15 protein-coding genes are annotated in these 16,630 nt (G+C 52.5%); 3 read left to right on the top strand and 12 right to left on the bottom strand.

Translation table 11 applies throughout. The annotated features are described in order from the left end of the window. Positions 1-7 precede the first annotated feature (7 nt). The 3 genes from TREPR_RS16280 to TREPR_RS16270 are packed head-to-tail and all read left to right on the top strand — an operon-like array spanning position 8 to position 2,521. Positions 8-556 (top strand): hypothetical protein, encoded by a 549-nt coding sequence (locus TREPR_RS16280; RefSeq protein ID WP_015709446.1) that lies wholly within the window; start codon positions 8-10, stop codon positions 554-556. Positions 557-558: 2 nt separating this feature from the next. Next, a complete protein-coding gene (locus TREPR_RS16275; RefSeq protein ID WP_015709445.1) occupies positions 559-1,836 on the top strand; it encodes a hypothetical protein in 1,278 nt (425 codons plus the stop codon). A gap of 19 nt (positions 1,837-1,855) precedes the next feature. After that, the gene (locus TREPR_RS16270; RefSeq protein WP_015709444.1) at positions 1,856-2,521 is read left to right on the top strand and encodes a FecR family protein; all 666 of its coding nucleotides are present in this window, start codon (positions 1,856-1,858) and stop codon (positions 2,519-2,521) included. A 17-nt stretch (positions 2,522-2,538) separates the two neighbouring features. On the opposite strand, the gene TREPR_RS16265 is transcribed toward TREPR_RS16270, so the two are convergent. The 12 genes from TREPR_RS16265 to TREPR_RS16210 all read right to left on the bottom strand — a co-directional run bounded on the left by TREPR_RS16265 (position 2,539) and on the right by TREPR_RS16210 (position 16,625). Further along, positions 2,539-3,945 carry a sensor histidine kinase gene (locus TREPR_RS16265; RefSeq protein WP_015709443.1) on the bottom strand — a complete coding sequence of 469 codons (1,407 nt, stop codon included), beginning with the start codon at positions 3,943-3,945 and terminating at the stop codon, positions 2,539-2,541. Then, positions 3,942-4,670: a response regulator transcription factor gene (locus tag TREPR_RS16260; protein ID WP_015709442.1), complete on the bottom strand. Its 729-nt coding sequence runs from the start codon at positions 4,668-4,670 to the stop codon at positions 3,942-3,944. The genes TREPR_RS16265 and TREPR_RS16260 overlap by 4 nt, the downstream gene beginning before the upstream one ends. Next, entirely contained in the window at positions 4,667-4,867 is a 201-nt protein-coding gene (locus TREPR_RS16255) for a cation transporter (RefSeq protein ID WP_015709441.1), read from the bottom strand. The genes TREPR_RS16260 and TREPR_RS16255 overlap by 4 nt, the downstream gene beginning before the upstream one ends. 25 nt (positions 4,868-4,892) lie before the next feature. After that, on the bottom strand, positions 4,893-7,349 hold the full coding sequence (locus TREPR_RS16250) for a heavy metal translocating P-type ATPase (protein WP_015709440.1): 2,457 nt from the start codon (positions 7,347-7,349) through the stop codon (positions 4,893-4,895). Between the two features lie 19 nt (positions 7,350-7,368). Next, positions 7,369-8,076 (bottom strand): hypothetical protein, encoded by a 708-nt coding sequence (locus tag TREPR_RS16245; RefSeq protein ID WP_015709439.1) that lies wholly within the window; start codon positions 8,074-8,076, stop codon positions 7,369-7,371. A 26-nt stretch (positions 8,077-8,102) separates the two neighbouring features. Continuing rightward, entirely contained in the window at positions 8,103-8,897 is a 795-nt protein-coding gene (locus TREPR_RS16240) for a cupredoxin domain-containing protein (protein ID WP_015709438.1), read from the bottom strand. A 76-nt stretch (positions 8,898-8,973) separates the two neighbouring features. Then, entirely contained in the window at positions 8,974-9,996 is a 1,023-nt protein-coding gene (locus TREPR_RS16235) for a sugar kinase (RefSeq protein ID WP_015709437.1), read from the bottom strand. 145 nt (positions 9,997-10,141) lie between these two features. Then, entirely contained in the window at positions 10,142-11,122 is a 981-nt protein-coding gene (locus TREPR_RS16230; RefSeq protein WP_015709436.1) for a bifunctional 4-hydroxy-2-oxoglutarate aldolase/2-dehydro-3-deoxy-phosphogluconate aldolase, read from the bottom strand. Continuing rightward, entirely contained in the window at positions 11,106-12,578 is a 1,473-nt protein-coding gene (gene uxaC, locus TREPR_RS16225; RefSeq protein ID WP_015709435.1) for a glucuronate isomerase, read from the bottom strand. The genes TREPR_RS16230 and uxaC overlap by 17 nt, the downstream gene beginning before the upstream one ends. Positions 12,579-12,591: 13 nt before the next feature. Next, complete coding sequence (locus TREPR_RS16220) at positions 12,592-14,217, bottom strand: mannitol dehydrogenase family protein (RefSeq protein WP_015709434.1); 1,626 nt, start codon at positions 14,215-14,217, stop codon at positions 12,592-12,594. Between the two features lie 24 nt (positions 14,218-14,241). Beyond that, positions 14,242-15,309: a mannonate dehydratase gene (uxuA, locus tag TREPR_RS16215; RefSeq protein ID WP_015709433.1), complete on the bottom strand. Its 1,068-nt coding sequence runs from the start codon at positions 15,307-15,309 to the stop codon at positions 14,242-14,244. A 20-nt stretch (positions 15,310-15,329) separates the two neighbouring features. Beyond that, positions 15,330-16,625: a TRAP transporter large permease gene (locus TREPR_RS16210; protein ID WP_015709432.1), complete on the bottom strand. Its 1,296-nt coding sequence runs from the start codon at positions 16,623-16,625 to the stop codon at positions 15,330-15,332. Between the last annotated feature and the right edge of the window lie 5 nt (positions 16,626-16,630).

Raw genomic sequence — 16,630 nt, 5'->3', positions numbered from 1 at the left:
CTGAGAGATGAATAAAAACATAGGGTTACTATTTTGCCTATCCTTTATTTTTTCTGTCCCCTTCGCCCATGCCCAAACTGCAGCGGAGCTTGAACGGATTCTCGTAGTAGATGCGGTCAGTACTGGGGATGCGGCCTGGCTTATCCTGTCTGCGGCGGGAACGGCTCCCGTGGAGATATCCGCCGGTGAAGCCTACGGTTTAGCAAAGGAAAATAGGTGGCTCGCAAAAAAGGCCCGTTCGGATGAAGCCATCACCCTGGGGGCAGTGTCCTTCCTGATCATGCAGTCCCTGGACCTGAAGGGCGGCCTCATGTATTCGATCTTTCCCGGTCCCCGCTACGCCTACCGGGAGTTGATTTCTCAAAACGTACTGCAGGGCCGGTCCTATGCTTCCCTGGAAGTTTCCGGTGAACGGCTGCTGCGGATCCTGAGCCGGGCCCTTGAGTATGCCGGGGAGATCTCTCCGAATAAAATTAGCGTTGGAAATACCGGGGAAAACGCTCCGGCTAAAGTCAGTATGGAAAATACCGCCGATCTGTCGGCTCAGGGGGACTGAAAATGACTTATATTCGTAATCACCCTTTTTACTGTATCCATAAATGGGCGGGCTTTTTTCTTTTCGGTCTGTTATTCCTGTTGGGAATAAGTCCCGTTGGCGCCCAGGATTTCGGCCTGGTCTTGCGGGGACAGAGTACCGAAAACCGGGGTGAAGAGGACCAGGGCGATTTTGAATACTCAGGCGCCATCAGCCCCTGGTTCGCCGCTCCCCTGGGGGAACAGGGAGATCTCTACCTTTCCGGAGGATTTTCCATGAAACGGGAAAAAGAGACCCCCTATGAATTTCAACCGGAACCAAAGCTCCAAGCTTGGTACTGGCAGCCGATCCCGGAACTTTACCGCTTTGAATTGGCCTACCGGTTCGCAACCAATCTGCGTATCAACGTCGGGCGAATCCTCTATCAGGAACCTTTGCACAGCATATTGGACGGACTTATTGACGGTGTTTCAGTAGCTTGGCATCCGGGGAATACCCGTTTATCTGCCGGAGCCTTTTATACCGGGCTACTCTACAAAAAGACTGCCTATATTGCCATGAATAGCAGCGATTCTGCAAACTACTTTGATCGGGATACTTATTTTGCTTCCAAACGGATGGTTTTTTCTTTAGGCTGGGAAATTAATAGCCTGTTCAATTCAGGGGGCGTTTTTGATCTGAGCGTACTAGGCCAGTTTGATTTGAATGGGAAGGATGATTGGATACATTCCCAATACGGGGAAGTTATGTTGAAAGCGCCTCTCCCGGGTAATTTTACTGTGGATCTGGGACTCATTCTGGGTTTACTTGAGGACAGGAGCGGGCCTCTGCCGTTCAGCTTTGCCGCACAAACCGGTCTGATCTGGTTTCCCCCGAGTGCCGCCAATGATCGTCTGACCCTGGGTGCATCTTTTTCATCCGGGGTATGGAGCGATAGGATAGGGGCCTTTCTCCCCATAAACAGCATTCCTATAGGCAGGGTGTTACAGCCTGCTTTTTCGGGTATTGCCCTGGTACAGGGCGGTTATGCCCGGAAGCTCCTCAATAGCTTTTTTGTGGAAGTTTCGGCAGTCTATTTTTTCCGAACTGATACAAAAACTTTTTTTGATCTCGATCTGGACCAGATTTCCCTTTCCCCACTCTTGGGCGGGGAAGTATCAGGTAGCCTCATCTGGGCGCCGGTTTCGGACCTTTCCTTTGTCCTGGAAGGCGGGGCTTTTCTACCCCAAACCGGGAACGCTTTTAATTCAGATGCCGCCGTGAAATGGCAGATCTCTTTAGAAACCATTTTTTCATTTTAGAAATTCCGGGAGGTACATCATGGGATACTGGAACCGCTTTTTTGTATTGATCTTTATATCCGCCGGGGGCATCCTCTTTGCCCAGGATTTTGGCACTTTTTGGGAAGTAAACGGGACGGTGGAAATACGGAGCCCGGATGGGACTTGGGTACGCGCCGGTCCCGGGGATCGGATAGAGAAAGCAACCCTCATTTCATCGGGGTTTAAAAGCAGCGCTGTTATTTCCCTGGGGGATTCGATTGTTATGCTGCGGCCTTTAACCCGCTTAAGCCTGGAAGAAATACTGCAGAATAAAGAGGGCGAAGCGATAAGCCTGTCCCTCCAGACCGGAAGGATCCGGGCAGAGGTATCCCCTCCTTCCGGAGGGAGAACCGACTTTACCATCAGAAGCCCTTCGGCGGTTGCATCGGTCCGGGGGACATCCTTTGAATTTGATACCGTAAATCTCCGGGTTCTTCACGGGCAGGTCCTGTACTCTCGTATCAACGGAACTCAGGTCCCTGTAGCCGGCGGGGAAATGAGTTATGTGGATGAGATAGAAGGCCGGGTGGTATCCCCCTTTGAAGCCGCTGCAGAAAACCTGAGCCTCCCCCACCCCATGGGAAGCGGTTCAGGGCTCAGGGGAAATACCCGGGATATTTCACCCGGCACAGGTACTGTGGGAATAGAGTTTGCGTGGGACTAGGGGCATCCATTGAAAGACTAATCCGGTTCCCTGGCCAAGCGAACCCTGAAAATGCTGCCCCTTCCTTTTTCGCTCTCCGCCAATATCTGCCCGCCATGGACCTTTACTATGGTCTGAACAATGGAAAGCCCAATCCCCGCACCGCCGGTGTTGCGGTTTCGGGATGTATCGGAACGGTAAAACCGCTCAAAGATGTGGGAAAGCTCCTCTCCATCCATGCCTATCCCTGTGTCAGCTACGGACACTTCGCAGTAATACCCTTCTGAGGCATTCAGGCTCGCTGCTGCTTCCACAGTAACACTGCCATGGTCGGTATATTTAATCGCATTTGAAACCAGGTTGATAAACACCTGGGTCAGCCGGTCATAATCGCCTGAAATCATCAGTTTCCCGGAATTGACAAGGGTTATTTCTATACCCTTTTCCAAGGCTTCCGGCTTGAATAGTTCCACAACAGAACTGAGTAATTTGTTCAAATCAAATTCAGTTTTATGAAGTATCAGATTGTCCCGCTCAAGGATTGAGAGGAAGTTCAAATCTTCTACCAGCTTGTTGAGCCGCCGTATCTCTTCATAACAACTGGACAGCCGTTCTGCCGTAGGTTCCCAAACCCCGTCGATCATGGCCTCAATGTTTCCCTGGAGGCAGGTCAGGGGGGTACGCAGTTCATGGGCAATATCCGAAGTCAGCCGCTTTTGCCATCGTTCTCCGTTCTCCAGGGCTGAAGCCAGATCGTTGACCGATCTGGAAAGTTCGTGAAGTTCACGGATAGTATAACTGTCGGGTATTCTTGCCGAAAGCTCGCCTCCGGCAATATGCCGGGCAGCTTCTGCAGCTTTGAGAATCGGCTTTGAAATTCCCGCAGCCAGGAGGATGGACACCAGAACACTCAGGAGTACAAAAGTAATCCCCGCAACAAGCAGGAACCTGTTAAGGCCGGATAAAAAGGCAGCTTCATTTTCGCTGTAAAAAAAAGGGCCGTAGGTTTCAATATTAAGACGCCCGATAGGGCTATCGTTGTAGACCAAGGGGTATTGAATTAACTGAAAACCCCCGCCTATGGAATACTCCCTCTCCATTCTATCAGCAATTTCGTTGATCACCATGGCGCATTGCTGCATATCGCAGGACCGGGCGTCCCAGACTATTTCGCCCAGGGTATCCTCAATGGAAATGATATATCCCCGGTGGACAAAGTACATCCCCATGGCTTCAACGCTGATCACATCAAAACTTTTCGTGCCCGGATCGTACTGATCTGTTATGGAGTTGATAATTTCCCTGCTTTCGCTGTTGATATTTTCAGTGACAAAGTCTGTAAAGAGTTTTCCTGCAAACTGGTTGATGATAAGACCCACCAGTAAAACTGAGAGGCAAATAAACAAAGCATAGATCAGGACCAGGCGGTTCCGCAGACTTATCATAAGCCGTCTTCTCCGCCGAACCGGTACCCCATTCCGTAGACTGTCAGAATGTACCGGGGTGACCGGGGATCATCCTCAATTTTTTGTCTGAGGTTTTTGATATGGGAATCAATGGCCCGGTCAAAGCCGTCATAATCATCGCCCTTGATACTGTCGATAATCTCATCCCGGGTAAAGATCTTCTGGGGCCGGGACATGAGGAGGATCAGTATTTTGTACTCGTTGGGAGTCAGGGGCAGTGTCGCCCCGTTTTTGGTTACCCGCCGGTTCCCAGTATCAGCGGACAAGGCTTCCCAGGAGAGAATGCGCGGGAAACTTCGTTGCAAGTTGCGCCCTTCCCCGGGACCAGTTCCGGAGGAAGGGCCGTCGGCCCGGCGCAAAGCCGCCGCAACCCGGGCCATAAGCTGACGGGGGCTGAAAGGTTTGGTAACGTAGTCATCCGCACCGATGCGGAGTCCGCGGATGATGCTCTCCTCATCAACTTTGGCGGTCATCATGATGATGGGCATGTCCGACTCTGAGCGAACCTTCCGGCAAAGTTCTTCCCCGGAAAAATCGGGCAGCATCAGATCCAGCAGCAGCAGGGATACCTTATTACTCCGCAGCGCCGCCAGAGCTTCTTTGCCGGTTCCAGCGGTTAACGCCCGGTACCCGCTTTTTTCCAGGTAAGACTTTACAATGTCGAGTATCTTTGCCTCATCATCTACCACAAGGACGGTGTTCAAACTACTGCGTAACCCGCTTCTACCACCGCGGCTTTCAGGCTGTCCAGGGTCACGGCATCTCCGTGTTCCACATCGGCGGAATTGTCCTTAAGGCTTACCTTGGCGGAACCAACCCCCGCCACTTCCTCCAGGGCATCCTTAACATGCTTGACGCAATGGTCGCAGGACATTCCATCAATTTTCAACAGTGTTTTCATCTTGTACTCCTTCAATCTCATTATACTATAATTTCGAGGGCTTAAAACCCCTTAAACGCAAGGCATTACTCACCACGGACACCGAGGAAAGGCTCATGGCCAGGGCGGCGATCATAGGATTGAGCAGGGGCCCGCCCAGCAGGAAGAGGGCGCCCATGGCAATGGGGATCCCCAGGGTATTGTAGGCAAAGGCCCAGAAGAGGTTTTGCTTGATGTTCACGATGGTCTTGCGGGAAAGTTCAATGGCGGTGGCTACATCCCGAAGATCGCTTTTCATGAGCACTATATCTGCGGACTCCATGGCAATATCCGTGCCGGACCCGATAGCCATACCTACATCAGCCTGGGCCAGGGCCGGGGCATCGTTGATCCCGTCCCCCACCATGGCGGTCTTCTTACCGCTGTCCTGGAGCTTCTTCACCTCCGCCGCCTTATCTTCCGGCAGCACCTCCGCCAGGACCGTGTCGATACCTACCTGTTTGGCGATAGCAGCGGCGGTGCGTTTGTTGTCCCCGGTGATCATCGCCACCTTGACCCCCAGCCGGTGGAGCCGTTCCACCGCTTCGGCGCTGGTCTCCTTCACCGTGTCCGCCACGGCGATGATGCCCCCGAAGGCGCCGTCCACCGCCACAAACATGGGTGTCTTCCCTTCCCCGGCAAGACGCTCCGCCTCAGAAGCGACGCTCTCCAGGGGGATGCTATTCTCCGCCATGAGTTTCTGATTACCCAGCAGCACCGCCTTCCCCTGAATGGTGGCGTGGATACCCTGGCCAGGAACCGCTTGGAACTGTTCCACTTGCAATAACTCTAAGTGCCGTTCTTCAGCAGCCCTGACTATGGACTCTCCCAGGGGATGCTCGCTGCCCTTTTCGCCGGAAGCGGCAAGTCTGAGCAGGTCCGCCTCATCAGGGCCACCCGCTGCGGTCAGTATATCTGTCACCTTGGGCCGGCCTTCAGTGATGGTCCCGGTCTTGTCCAGCACCACCACGCGGATCTTGTGGGCCGTCTCCAGGGCGACCCCGCTTTTAATCAGCACACCGTACTGGGCGCCCTTGCCGGTACCCACCATGATCGCCGTGGGGGTAGCCAGGCCCAGAGCGCAGGGGCAGGCGATAACCAGCACCGAGATCAGGATGGTGATGGAAAAGGCAAAGGTTTCCCCGGAGAAGAACCACGCCCCGGCGCCGATAAGGGCCAACACCATTACTACAGGCACAAAGTAGCCTGAGATGATGTCCGCTAGCCGGGCAATGGGGGCCTTGGACCCCTGGGCATTTTCCACCAGCCGGATGATCTGGGCCAGGGCAGTATCCTTGCCAACCCGGGTCGCCCGGTAATGCACCGAACCGTTTTTATTGATGCTGGCGCCAATCACTGTATCGCCGGTTTTTTTCTCCACCGGGATACTTTCCCCGGTGAGCATGGATTCATCCACCGCGGTAAGCCCTTCGGTGACAATACCGTCCACAGGGAACCGTTCACCCGGGCGTACCACCACGATGTCCCCCACTTCTACTTCGTCAATGGGGACCAGCAGCTCCACGCCCTCCCGGATAACCGAGGCCTGTTTCGGCGCCAGGCCGATAAGTTTCTTAATCGCCTCCGAGGTCTTGCCCTTGGATACTGCTTCCATGTATTTGCCCAGGGTGATCAGGGCCAGGATTACTGCGGCCCCTTCAAAGTACAGTTCATAGTCTACATTGCCATTGAAAAATATCTGGTACACCCCGTAGAAACTGTAGATGTAAGCGGCGGAGGTACCGATGGCAATAAGGGAATCCATGTTGGGGCTGAGTTTAATCAGATTGCGGAAACCTACGGTATAATAGCGCCGCCCCACGATGATCACCGGGGTACAGAGCAGGAATTGTATCAGTGCGTACTGTTTGGGGTAACGCATGGTGTTGAGAAAGCCCGGAAGCATGACCCCCAGGGCTTCCAGAATCATGGGTATCATGGCAATGAGCAACAAGGGAGCCGCAAAAACCGCAGAGGTGATGAACCTGTTCCGCAGGCTGCTGATCTCCCCCTGCTTTCTCCCTGTAAGTTCCCCTTCATCCGCATCCTCCAGAGCCTTGTAGCCCGCCTTGGTAATTGCGGTCTTGATAATGGCCGTGGTCAGCAGTTCCGGGTCAAAGCGGATGTTGAGCTTTTCCGTGGCCAGGTTTACATTGGCCTCTTCCACCCCGGAAAGTTTTTTTGTCACCCGTTCTATGGTCTTTGCGCAGACCGCGCAGGTCATCCCTTGGATATTGAAGACCTTGCTCACCGACTGGGTCAGGGCCTTGTACCCCGCCTTGGCGACTGCATCCTGGATAGTCTTTATGGTGAGTTCACCGTCATTAAAACTGATGGAGAGTTTTTCTGTAGCCAGGTTCACATTGGCTTCGCTCACACCGGGCAGCTTTTTCGTCACCCGTTCTACAGTCTTTGCACAGGCTGCGCAGGTCATCCCTTCTATTGCTAAAACTTTATTTGTCATGCCGTCCCCCTTTTAAATGTTAATTTGCCAGTGAATAAACTTCCACTAGTTGGTTGGGGCTGGCCCCCATGCCGGTGTCCCCGGCAGCTTCCTTAAAAAACCAGCCGCTGTCCAGCCTCGCAATATCAAGCCCTGCCCGGATCAAAGGGTCCGCAGGGATCACAAAGATGATATCCGCATCGTTCAGTCCCAGTTTTTCCGTCCACTGCACCTCAAAGGGCGTCTCCCCCTCATTAAAGAGGAAAAGCCGGTAATGCTGCAAATCCCCGTGGTACTTAACCAGGCTGTTCTTCTGCTTGAGGATACGTCTGAAGGCGTCTTCTGAACCTTGGGCACTCTCCTTTTTATCACTTACGTTGTAAGGATGCAATAACAAGTCCGGCAAGACCTCCCCGCCCTCGGTTTTAGAGGCCTGGAACACATAGCCTGACCCATCAAGGCGCGTCACATCCAGTCCCGCCCGGATAAAAGGCTCCGCAGGGATCACCATTGCAAAGTCGATGTTGTTCGCCCCGGTATCCTTGGTCCACTCGAACTTCCCACCCCCGGGCAGGGAAAGCCCCCAATGCTTGAGGGCATCATGGTAGCCCTTTCGCCCCAGGTTTGCCTTGACTATGGCATTAAACGCCTCCAGGGCCTCATCGGACTCCCTGCTCCCGGTCTGTGCCCGGTTGCAGCCCGCCAAAACCAGCAGGGCCCCTACAATTAATAATACGCATTTTTTCATTCATTTATCCTTATTGATGTATTTTTTTAAAGTCTTCTCGAACCGCCGCCACAGCAACCACCGCCGAATCCGTTTTGGGCAAGGGCATCCCCCGGATCATCAAAATCATCCTGGTTCCAGGCGTAACCGTCATCCTGATCCAAGTAAGGATCGTCCCCTTCAAGGGCAAACCCCCCGGCCCCGCAACAACCACCAGACCCACCAAAGCCGGAAAAATCATCTTCATCCTCTTCAAGGGCGGAATCCCCACGAGGCCCAAGGGCCGCAGTCCGCAATACCGCCTCCCCGGGCCGGTACAGGGCCGGCTGGAAGGATCCTGAGCTTTCAGCGGCCAAGTCATCCACCACGGTGATGACGCTTCGTATCATCCCCATCCAGCAAGAATAGGCGATATTCCCGGTTTCAGTGGGGGTAAACTCCACCACCGTTTCCCCGACCTGCAAACGCTGCCTAATTTTGAACTTCGGGATTATTATTGCGTTATTGCAGCCGGTCAGGTTTCCCGGCTCCACCTTGATGGTCCACTTGACCGGGATTCCCGCCTGCACCGTGATGGGCGCATAGCGGCGGGAGGTGAATGTGGTGGCGATGCTTTGTCCGGCGCCGTCTATCACCGCCGGGTTCCGGTAAGGCGCGGCGGGCGCGGCAACGGGTATCCTGTTCACCGGGTTTCCTGCAGTTTGACCAGCCCTGTTACTGGGGACTGCCACCCCGGTTTTGACGGCGAAATCTAGGGATTTTGCCGAATTACCCCGGCTGCAGCCCGGGAGGATTAAAACCAGGGCCATCAGGAGTCCATATAGGGCGATATTTCTTTTCATCTGACACCTTCCTCATTGTTTCTGAGGTAAGTATATACCGGGAATTTGTAGATATTATGGAGTTAGGCAAAATTGTTTAGCGCTGTACCCGCCCTGAGGCGTCACCTCCGGCAAGCTTCGTTACTTCTTCCACCGAAATCTGGTTAAAGTCGCCCTCAATGGAATGTTTCAGGCAGCTTGCGGCTACTGCAAATTCTACCGTTTCCTGGGGAGCATAAGCCTGTAATGTTCCATAGATAAGCCCGGCGCCAAAACTGTCGCCGCCTCCTACTCTGTCCACGATATGAACCGGGTATTTTTTTGAGAAATACGCTGTTCCGTCAACGTAGAGCATGGCTGCCCAGTTATTATCATTGGCGGAAAAAGATTCCCGCAGGGTTATTGCGACTTTCTTGAATCCGAATCTTTCCGTCAGAGCCTTGGCCACTTCCTGGTAGCCTTCACGGTTGATCTTGCCGGAGTTAATATCGCTGTTCCGGGCGTGAATACCAAACACATCCGATGCGTCCTCCTCATTGGCAATACACAGATCCACAAAGGGCATGAGGCCTGCCATCACCTCTCCTGCCTTTTCACGGGACCAGAGGTTTTTCCGGTAATTAAGATCGCAGGAGACCGTAATTCCCCTGGCCTTTGCGGTTTTGCAGGCTTCCAGGGTAATAGCCGCCACCGTATCCCCCAGAGCCGGGGTAATTCCCGTAAAGTGAAACCAGGAAACCCCTTCAAAGATAGAGGGCCAGTCAAAGTCCTTCAGCTCCGCAGTTGCAATGGCGGAACCCGCGCGGTCATAGATAACCTTGGAAGCCCGCTGGGAAGCGCCCTTCTCCAGAAAATAAATGCCCACCCGGCTGCCCCCACGAACTATCTTCGATGTGTCCACACCGAACTGTCGCAGACTGTTCACCGCCCCCTGGCCGATTTCGTGTTTCGGCAGTTTAGTAACAAAGGCGGCATCGGCGCCAAAGTTCGCCAGGGACACCGCCACATTGGCCTCCCCGCCGCCGTAGGTAGCGCCGTAGCTGGATGCCTGGACAAAACGGTAATACCCTTCCGGGGCAAGGCGCAGCATAATTTCACCAAAAGTAACGATCTTTCCCATGATAATCTCCTGATAATTAATTTTTTATTCGTGTTGAGGGGTTTAATACCCCGCCCTTTAGGGCGCGTAAAAAGGGTATTAAACCCCGAATACAAATACCTTATAAGAACAACATACCTAAGAACCTGCTTTCGCAGGGGAGCTTTTAGGGCGAGGTTGTTGATTTTCTTTGTACCAAATGTACCGCAAATCCGGCGATTTCTTCTTCCAGATAGATCACCGTTATGTTACCCTTATTGTCTTTTTTGGCGCTGCCCGGGTTAAATTTTATACCCTGCCGTTCAAACCAGGCAATAGCCCGGAGTAAACTGTTAGTCCCGATGCCTATATGGCCGTTGGCGCCCAGGCCGGTTTCTTTCATGATCTCTATATTGTCACTGGCAAAGATCGACGAATTACCATCTTTAAGGGTAAACCCGAAAAGGGCGCTGAACAGATTTGCTGCTTTAAGCGCCGTTTCTGCATTTTTAGTGTTGATACCAAAATGGGCAACTGAAAATCCCAGAACCGCCTGAACCGCCTCTTTGCAGAGCTGGGTTATCCGATCAAAATCCCCGGTGTTTATAAGGTCCGCGCCGACCATCCAGGAACCTCCGCAGGCCACTATCCGCTCATAGCCGGTATATTTAGCAATATTATTCTGGTTTATTCCCCCGGTGGGCATGAATCTGAGCTGGGTATAGGGAGCGGCAATGGCTTTGATATACTCAAGCCCCCCGGACTGTTCCGCAGGGAAAAATTTTATCACATCAAGGCCAAATTCAAGGGCCTGTTCAATATCTGAAGGATTAGAGCAGCCGGGCACTATGGGGATTCCTTTTTTAATACAGTAGGCCACAACCTTCGGGTTGAATCCCGGACTCACAATAAACTTCGCCCCCGCGTTAATCGCCCGGTCAACCTGATCGGTACTTAGTACCGTACCCGCCCCAAGCAGGATATCGGGAACCTCAGCGTTTATGCGGCGTATGGCCTCTTCCCCTTCGGCAGTCCTGAAGGTGACCTCCGCGCAGGGAATGCCTCCGGCGATTAGGGCCTTTGCCAGGGGAACCGACTTTTCAACATCGTCAATTTTGATTACCGGAACTATTCCGATCTTTCCCAATTCTTCAATTATTTTTTCCATAATAAACTCCTTTATTACTATTATTACTATTTTCAAAGTATCGCAAAGCATTTCTGAAAGAGATATCCCTTACCATGTCTCCCAGAAGGAAGAAATCATCCGGGACTTCGCCGTTTTCAGCCCAGCCGCCTATGAGGTTACAGAGTATACGGCGGAAGTATTCGTGCCGGGGATAGGAAAGGAAGCTGCGGGAATCGGTAAGCATCCCCACAAAACGGGAGAGCAGCCCCGTATTGGCCAGAAGCCGCATCTGGTTTTCCATGCCATCCCGATGATCCAGAAACCACCATGCCGAACCAAGCTGCATTTTACCAGGTATGCCGTCACCTTGAAAAGATCCCATCACCGTGGCTAGGGGATAAAAATCCTTGGGATTGAGACTATAGAGAATGACCTTTGGGAGTTTACCCCGTTCTTCCACCGTATCCAGGAGCCGGGAAAGTTTGGCGGCTACCGGATGATCGTGGACCACATCGTAACCTGTATCAGGTCCAAGTATCTTGAGCATAGGGGTATTGATGGTCCGCAGGGCGGAGAGGTGCAGCTGCATGGCCCAGTCGTGGTCATGGTATTCCCCGGCAAGAAAACAGAGGACAAAGGTCTTGAAGGACTCGACTTCCTGCCTATCCGCAGTTCCGCCGGAAAGAGCCTTAGCGAAGACGGCTCCTGCCTCTTTTTCCCACTGGGATCCTGTACTTCCGTCCCTTGCGGTCTCAAAGGGCAGATATTCAAGACCGTGATCCGCCGCACAACAGCCATGTTTATCAAAGAAATTTATCCGATCCCGCAAAACAGCAAGCAGATCATCAATATTAGTGATATTCTTCCCCGCAGCTTTTCCAAGGTGGTTTATATATTCAGGAAAATCCGGTTTCTCAACATTTAAAGCCCGATCCGGTCTAAATGATGGTAATACCTTTGTTTCTGTTTTCCCAGCGGCACTGATTGTATCATGCCATTCAAGGCCATCCGCAGGATCGTCGGTGGTTCCCACGGCATACACCTTAAAGCGGCGGAAAATCCCGTACACCGAAAGGGCCTCGTCATTTTTCAGTTTTTCATTAGCCGCATTCCAGACTTGGGGGGCATTGGCTTTACTCAATGGTTCATAAATATCAAAGTAACGCTGTAGTTCCAGGTGACTCCAATGGTAGAGGGGGTTCCCTAAAAGCCGGGGAACTGTTTCTGCCCAGGCGAGGAATTTGTCGTAGGGGTCGGCATCCCCGGTGATAAGCCGCTCATCAATGCCGTTAGCCCGCATGACCCGCCATTTATAGTGGTCTCCGGCCAGCCAAATTTCGCTCAGGTTTGCAAAGCGGCGATTTTCCGCGATCTCCTTAGGGTTGAGGTGGCAGTGATAGTCAAAGATCGGCTCCCCCGCCGCAGCCTCATGATAGAGCTTCCTGCTTATTTCTGTTGAAAGAAGAAAATTCCCGTCCATAAAAATCGTTTTCATTTTACTCTCGCTCTTAGTATTCCAGATATTTTTGCAGTGTTTTTCTCACTGCCCCTGGCCCGGTCAGCAATTCTGCGAAATAGCTTTCCACAGGTTTACCCAGTCCTACATCATACAGATTTACCGCAAATATTTTCTGGTTGGAAAGAATGGGCCTTAGTTTTCCTGCCGCCGAACCGGGATTTCCCAAGGCGACCCCTTCCAGGGCTTCCTGTAAATTTACCAGCAGGGGATCAGGGCTGGGGGCAAAAGCCTTGCCCTGATCATCAAGGCCAAGTAAATACCGGCACCAGGCCGCTAAAACCAGGGGGATCAGGACCAGTTTTTTAATATCAAGCGCCGGATTCAGGGTATACAGCTTGATGGTCTCACCGAAACGTATGCCCAGTTTCTGGGAAGTGTCTGTGGCTATACGCTGGGGGGTGTCGGGGATATTGGGATTGGAAAAACGTTTTTCAAGCACCTCCCGTACGAAATCTGCGGGCTTTATGATACCAGGATCGGTAACCACCGGCATCCCCTCATCATAGGCTATTTTTCTAACCAGGGTTACCAGGTCCGGGTCCTTCATTTCAGCAGCAATAGAACTGTAGCCCAACAGACAGCCAAAAATCGCAAGGGCCGTATGGAGCGGGTTGAGGCAAGTGCAGACCTTCATTTTCTCAACCTTATCAACGGTTGCCCTGTCTGTAAAATAAACTCCGGCCTTTTCAAGGGGAGGGCGCCCATTGGGGAAAGCGTCTTCAATTACCAGGTACTCCGCTTCTTCGGTATTTACAAAGGGAGCGTTCGCTGAATGTCCGCCGGTATCGACTATTTCCATACCTCCAAGGCCTATCGCTTCAAGTTGATCCCGCACTTTTTCTGATGGATAAGGGGTTATCTTATCTATCATGGTGAGGGGAAATGCAGCCTTTGCCGGATCCGAGAGCCAGTTTACAAAGCCCTGATCCACAAAGGATCGGGCCTTCCATTCTCCGGCTACCGCCAATATTGCGGCCTTGAGCTTATCCCCATTATGGGAAAAGTTGTCGGTACTAACCAGGGCCAGGGGCCGACCGCTTCCCCTGGTATAACGCTCGTACAGCAGCGCGGTAAGCTTGGTCATCCCGTGAACCGGGGCGGCAGGGCCTGCTTCAAATTCCTTCAGAATTTCCGGTTTGAATGAACCGTCCATATTCCTGAGATCATAGCCCTTCTCGGTAATTGACAGAGATACTATCTGCAAACTGAGGGCGCAAAAAATCGCCCTTAGCCGTTCCCACTGGGCAGGATCGGCGCTGTCCGCAGCAAGCGCCTCGGTAACACTGGCGACGACAGACTTTTCAAGGCTGCTATCGGCCTTCATGGTCACATGTATGTACAGATTGTCATGGGGCAGGAATACCTTTTTTATAAGCTCGTGGTCGAAAGGTGCGACGGCAATAATGCCGCGATCCATGGCGCCCATTTCTATAAGCCGCTGGGCCAGCATGGCATGGTAGGCCTTAAACAGGTTTCCTACGCTGAAATGCACCCAGACCGGCGCATCAAAACTGCGCTTCCCCAGGGCATTGATATCAAAATCCGGGACCCTGATCCCTGCCTTTTCAAATTCTACTTTCTGTTCTTTCACAGTTTTTTTATTTAATAAAAGCATATCCCACCTCTGGGTTCAACAAAATTATCGGGACATCTTTTCGATAGCTTCCCACAGGCCGTTAAGATAGGTGGCCCCCAAAGCCCGGTCGTAAAGACCGTAGCCGGGCATGGAGACCTCCCCCCAGATTGCGCGGCCATGATCGGGCCTGATGGGCCCATCAAAGCCAATATCGTAGAGAGCCTTGATGATTTGAAAGAGGTCCAGGGATCCGTCCCGGGAAAGGTGTGCCGATTCCTCAAAATCACCGGGACTGTTATGCCGCAGGTTCCGTACATGGGCAAAATGTATGCGCCCCTTTAGCGCAGTAATAATATCGGGAATATCGTTTTTGGGATTGGTCCCTAGGCTCCCGGTGCAGAGGGTTACCCCGTTGTGGGGATTATCCACCGCCTTGATAAGCCGGAGCAGCTGATCCTTAGCGCCCACAATCCGGGGAAGGCCGAAAACAGACCATGCGGGATCATCCGGATGAATAGCCATATTGATGCCATACTTATCACAGACCGGCATGATGCGGTTCAAAAAGTACTGTAAATTGCCAAAGAGTTTTTCTCCGTCCACCCCTTGGTACATCTCAAAAAGTTCTTTCAGATGGCCCAGCCGTTCCGGCTCCCAGCCGGCCATCACATAACCTTTGGACTGGGCGTTGATGGAATTGGTCATAGCCGCAGGATCGATGGTGTCGATTATTTTCTGATCGTAGGCCATGGTGGTGCTGCCGTCATCTCGTTTCCGGGACAGGTCGGTCCGGGTCCAGTCAAAGACAGGCATGAAGTTATAACAAACCAGGTGTATCCCTGCCTCTCCCAGCCGTTCCAGGGTGACAATATAATTGTCGATATACCGGTCCCTGTCAGGGGAGCCGGTTTTGATCGCGTCATGGATATTAACGCTTTCGATACCTGCGATGCTTAATCCCGCTGTTTCCACCTCCGCCTTCAAAGCAGCGATGGCTTCTTTTTCCCAGACCTCTCCGGGCAAAGCGCCGTAGAGTGTTGTAATTATCCCGGTTACACCCGGGACCTGACGGATATATTCGAGTTTAACTGAATCATATCCGGTTCCGAACCAACGCATGGTCATCTGCATAAAAATACCTCTGTACTCAATTATCGTGCTATCCCAAATATCATATTTGGTATCCAGAGAACTACCTGGGGAAGGAATACCAGAATAGCCAGTTCCAACATCACTGCAAGGAGGAAAGGAAGGGCCTCCTTGGAATATTCCTCGGGCGGACAGCCTATGATGCCGCAGACCGTATAGAGGGCCGAGCCAATGGGGGGTGTCATAACCCCCAGGGTAACCATGGTCGCCATAAGCACCCCAAAGTGTACCGGGTCCATCCCCACCTTTGTAACCATGGGGAGGAATATGGGGGTCAGGAGCAGGAAGTTAACGTTACTGTCCACGAACATCCCGGAGATAAAGAGGAAGCCCAGCATGATCAGGGTGAGGAGCTGGGGATTATCGGTGATACCGAAGATCAGGTTGCTCATGGCGATGGGCAGCTGTACCCAGGTTATGGCATAGCTGAAGGGGCCGGACATGGCAATAATAAGCATGATCGCCCCGTTATCCTTAAGGGTGGTGAAGAGAGCGCCCTTGAACTTTTCCCAGGTAAGTTCCTTGTAGACAAACTTTCCGATGATGATAGCGTAGACCACTGCGAAAGCACCGGATTCGGAGGCCGTAAAGAGACCGAAGCGGATGCCGACGATCAGGATCACCGGAAAAAGCAGGGCCCAGACAGAATCCTTAAGGTTGGCCAGTAGTTCCGTTGTGGAGAGCTTGGGGGCATCCGTCTTTGGAGGATCGTACTTTTTAATTCGGGAGGTAATTGAGGTGGTGGCCATGAGGAAGCACATCATGAGAATGCCGGGAATGATCCCCGCCGCAAAAAGCCGGCCTATAGAAACTTCACCCACAAAGCCGAAGATGATCAGCCCCAGGCTCGGCGGTATGGTGGCGGTGATTAAGGCGGTGATGCAGTTTACCGCGCAGATATACCCCTTGTTGTACCCCAGGCGCATCATTTCCGGGGCGAGGATCCGGGTTTCCATGGCGGCATCCGCAGTGGCGGAGCCGGACACCCCCCCCATAAGGGTACTCATCACTACGCTTATCTGTGCTGTGCCGCCGTACATGCGCCGGGTCAAAAGCCGGGCCAGCCCCAGGAGGCGGTCCGTGATGCCCGACACATTCATTAGATTACCTGCGAAAATAAAAAAAGGCACCGCCAGAAACGCAAAGGATTGACTTTGAGAAACGATCTGCTGGACTACAATCTCAAAGGGCAATACGGGGGTCACAGTAAAATAAGCCAACCCTGCGATACCGATGACAAAGGCAATGGGCATACCCAAAACAAGGAAAAGAACAAAACAGAGCAGTAGGAATGACATGGCTT

This window comes from Treponema primitia ZAS-2 (genome assembly GCF_000214375.1).
In the GTDB taxonomy this organism is placed as follows: Bacteria; Spirochaetota; Spirochaetia; order Treponematales; family Breznakiellaceae; genus Termitinema; species Termitinema primitia.
The sequence above is the reverse complement of the archived record's forward strand: the minus strand, read 5'-3'. Positions and strand labels throughout refer to the sequence as shown.

Bases quoted from the DNA above. Each gene is read 5' to 3' on its own strand.
- TREPR_RS16280 (WP_015709446.1), top strand. From the start codon at position 8: ATGAATAAAAACATAGGGTTACTATTTTGCCTATCCTTTATTTTTTCT.
- TREPR_RS16275 (WP_015709445.1), top strand. From the start codon at position 559: ATGACTTATATTCGTAATCACCCTTTTTACTGTATCCATAAATGGGCG.
- TREPR_RS16270 (WP_015709444.1), top strand. From the start codon at position 1,856: ATGGGATACTGGAACCGCTTTTTTGTATTGATCTTTATATCCGCCGGG.
- TREPR_RS16265 (WP_015709443.1), bottom strand. From the start codon at position 3,945: ATGATAAGTCTGCGGAACCGCCTGGTCCTGATCTATGCTTTGTTTATT.
- TREPR_RS16255 (WP_015709441.1), bottom strand. From the start codon at position 4,867: ATGAAAACACTGTTGAAAATTGATGGAATGTCCTGCGACCATTGCGTC.
- TREPR_RS16250 (WP_015709440.1), bottom strand. From the start codon at position 7,349: ATGACAAATAAAGTTTTAGCAATAGAAGGGATGACCTGCGCAGCCTGT.
- TREPR_RS16245 (WP_015709439.1), bottom strand. From the start codon at position 8,076: ATGAAAAAATGCGTATTATTAATTGTAGGGGCCCTGCTGGTTTTGGCG.
- TREPR_RS16240 (WP_015709438.1), bottom strand. From the start codon at position 8,897: ATGAAAAGAAATATCGCCCTATATGGACTCCTGATGGCCCTGGTTTTA.
- TREPR_RS16235 (WP_015709437.1), bottom strand. From the start codon at position 9,996: ATGGGAAAGATCGTTACTTTTGGTGAAATTATGCTGCGCCTTGCCCCG.
- TREPR_RS16230 (WP_015709436.1), bottom strand. From the start codon at position 11,122: ATGGAAAAAATAATTGAAGAATTGGGAAAGATCGGAATAGTTCCGGTA.
- uxaC (WP_015709435.1), bottom strand. From the start codon at position 12,578: ATGAAAACGATTTTTATGGACGGGAATTTTCTTCTTTCAACAGAAATA.
- TREPR_RS16220 (WP_015709434.1), bottom strand. From the start codon at position 14,217: ATGCTTTTATTAAATAAAAAAACTGTGAAAGAACAGAAAGTAGAATTT.
- uxuA (WP_015709433.1), bottom strand. From the start codon at position 15,309: ATGCAGATGACCATGCGTTGGTTCGGAACCGGATATGATTCAGTTAAA.
- TREPR_RS16210 (WP_015709432.1), bottom strand. From the start codon at position 16,625: ATGTCATTCCTACTGCTCTGTTTTGTTCTTTTCCTTGTTTTGGGTATG.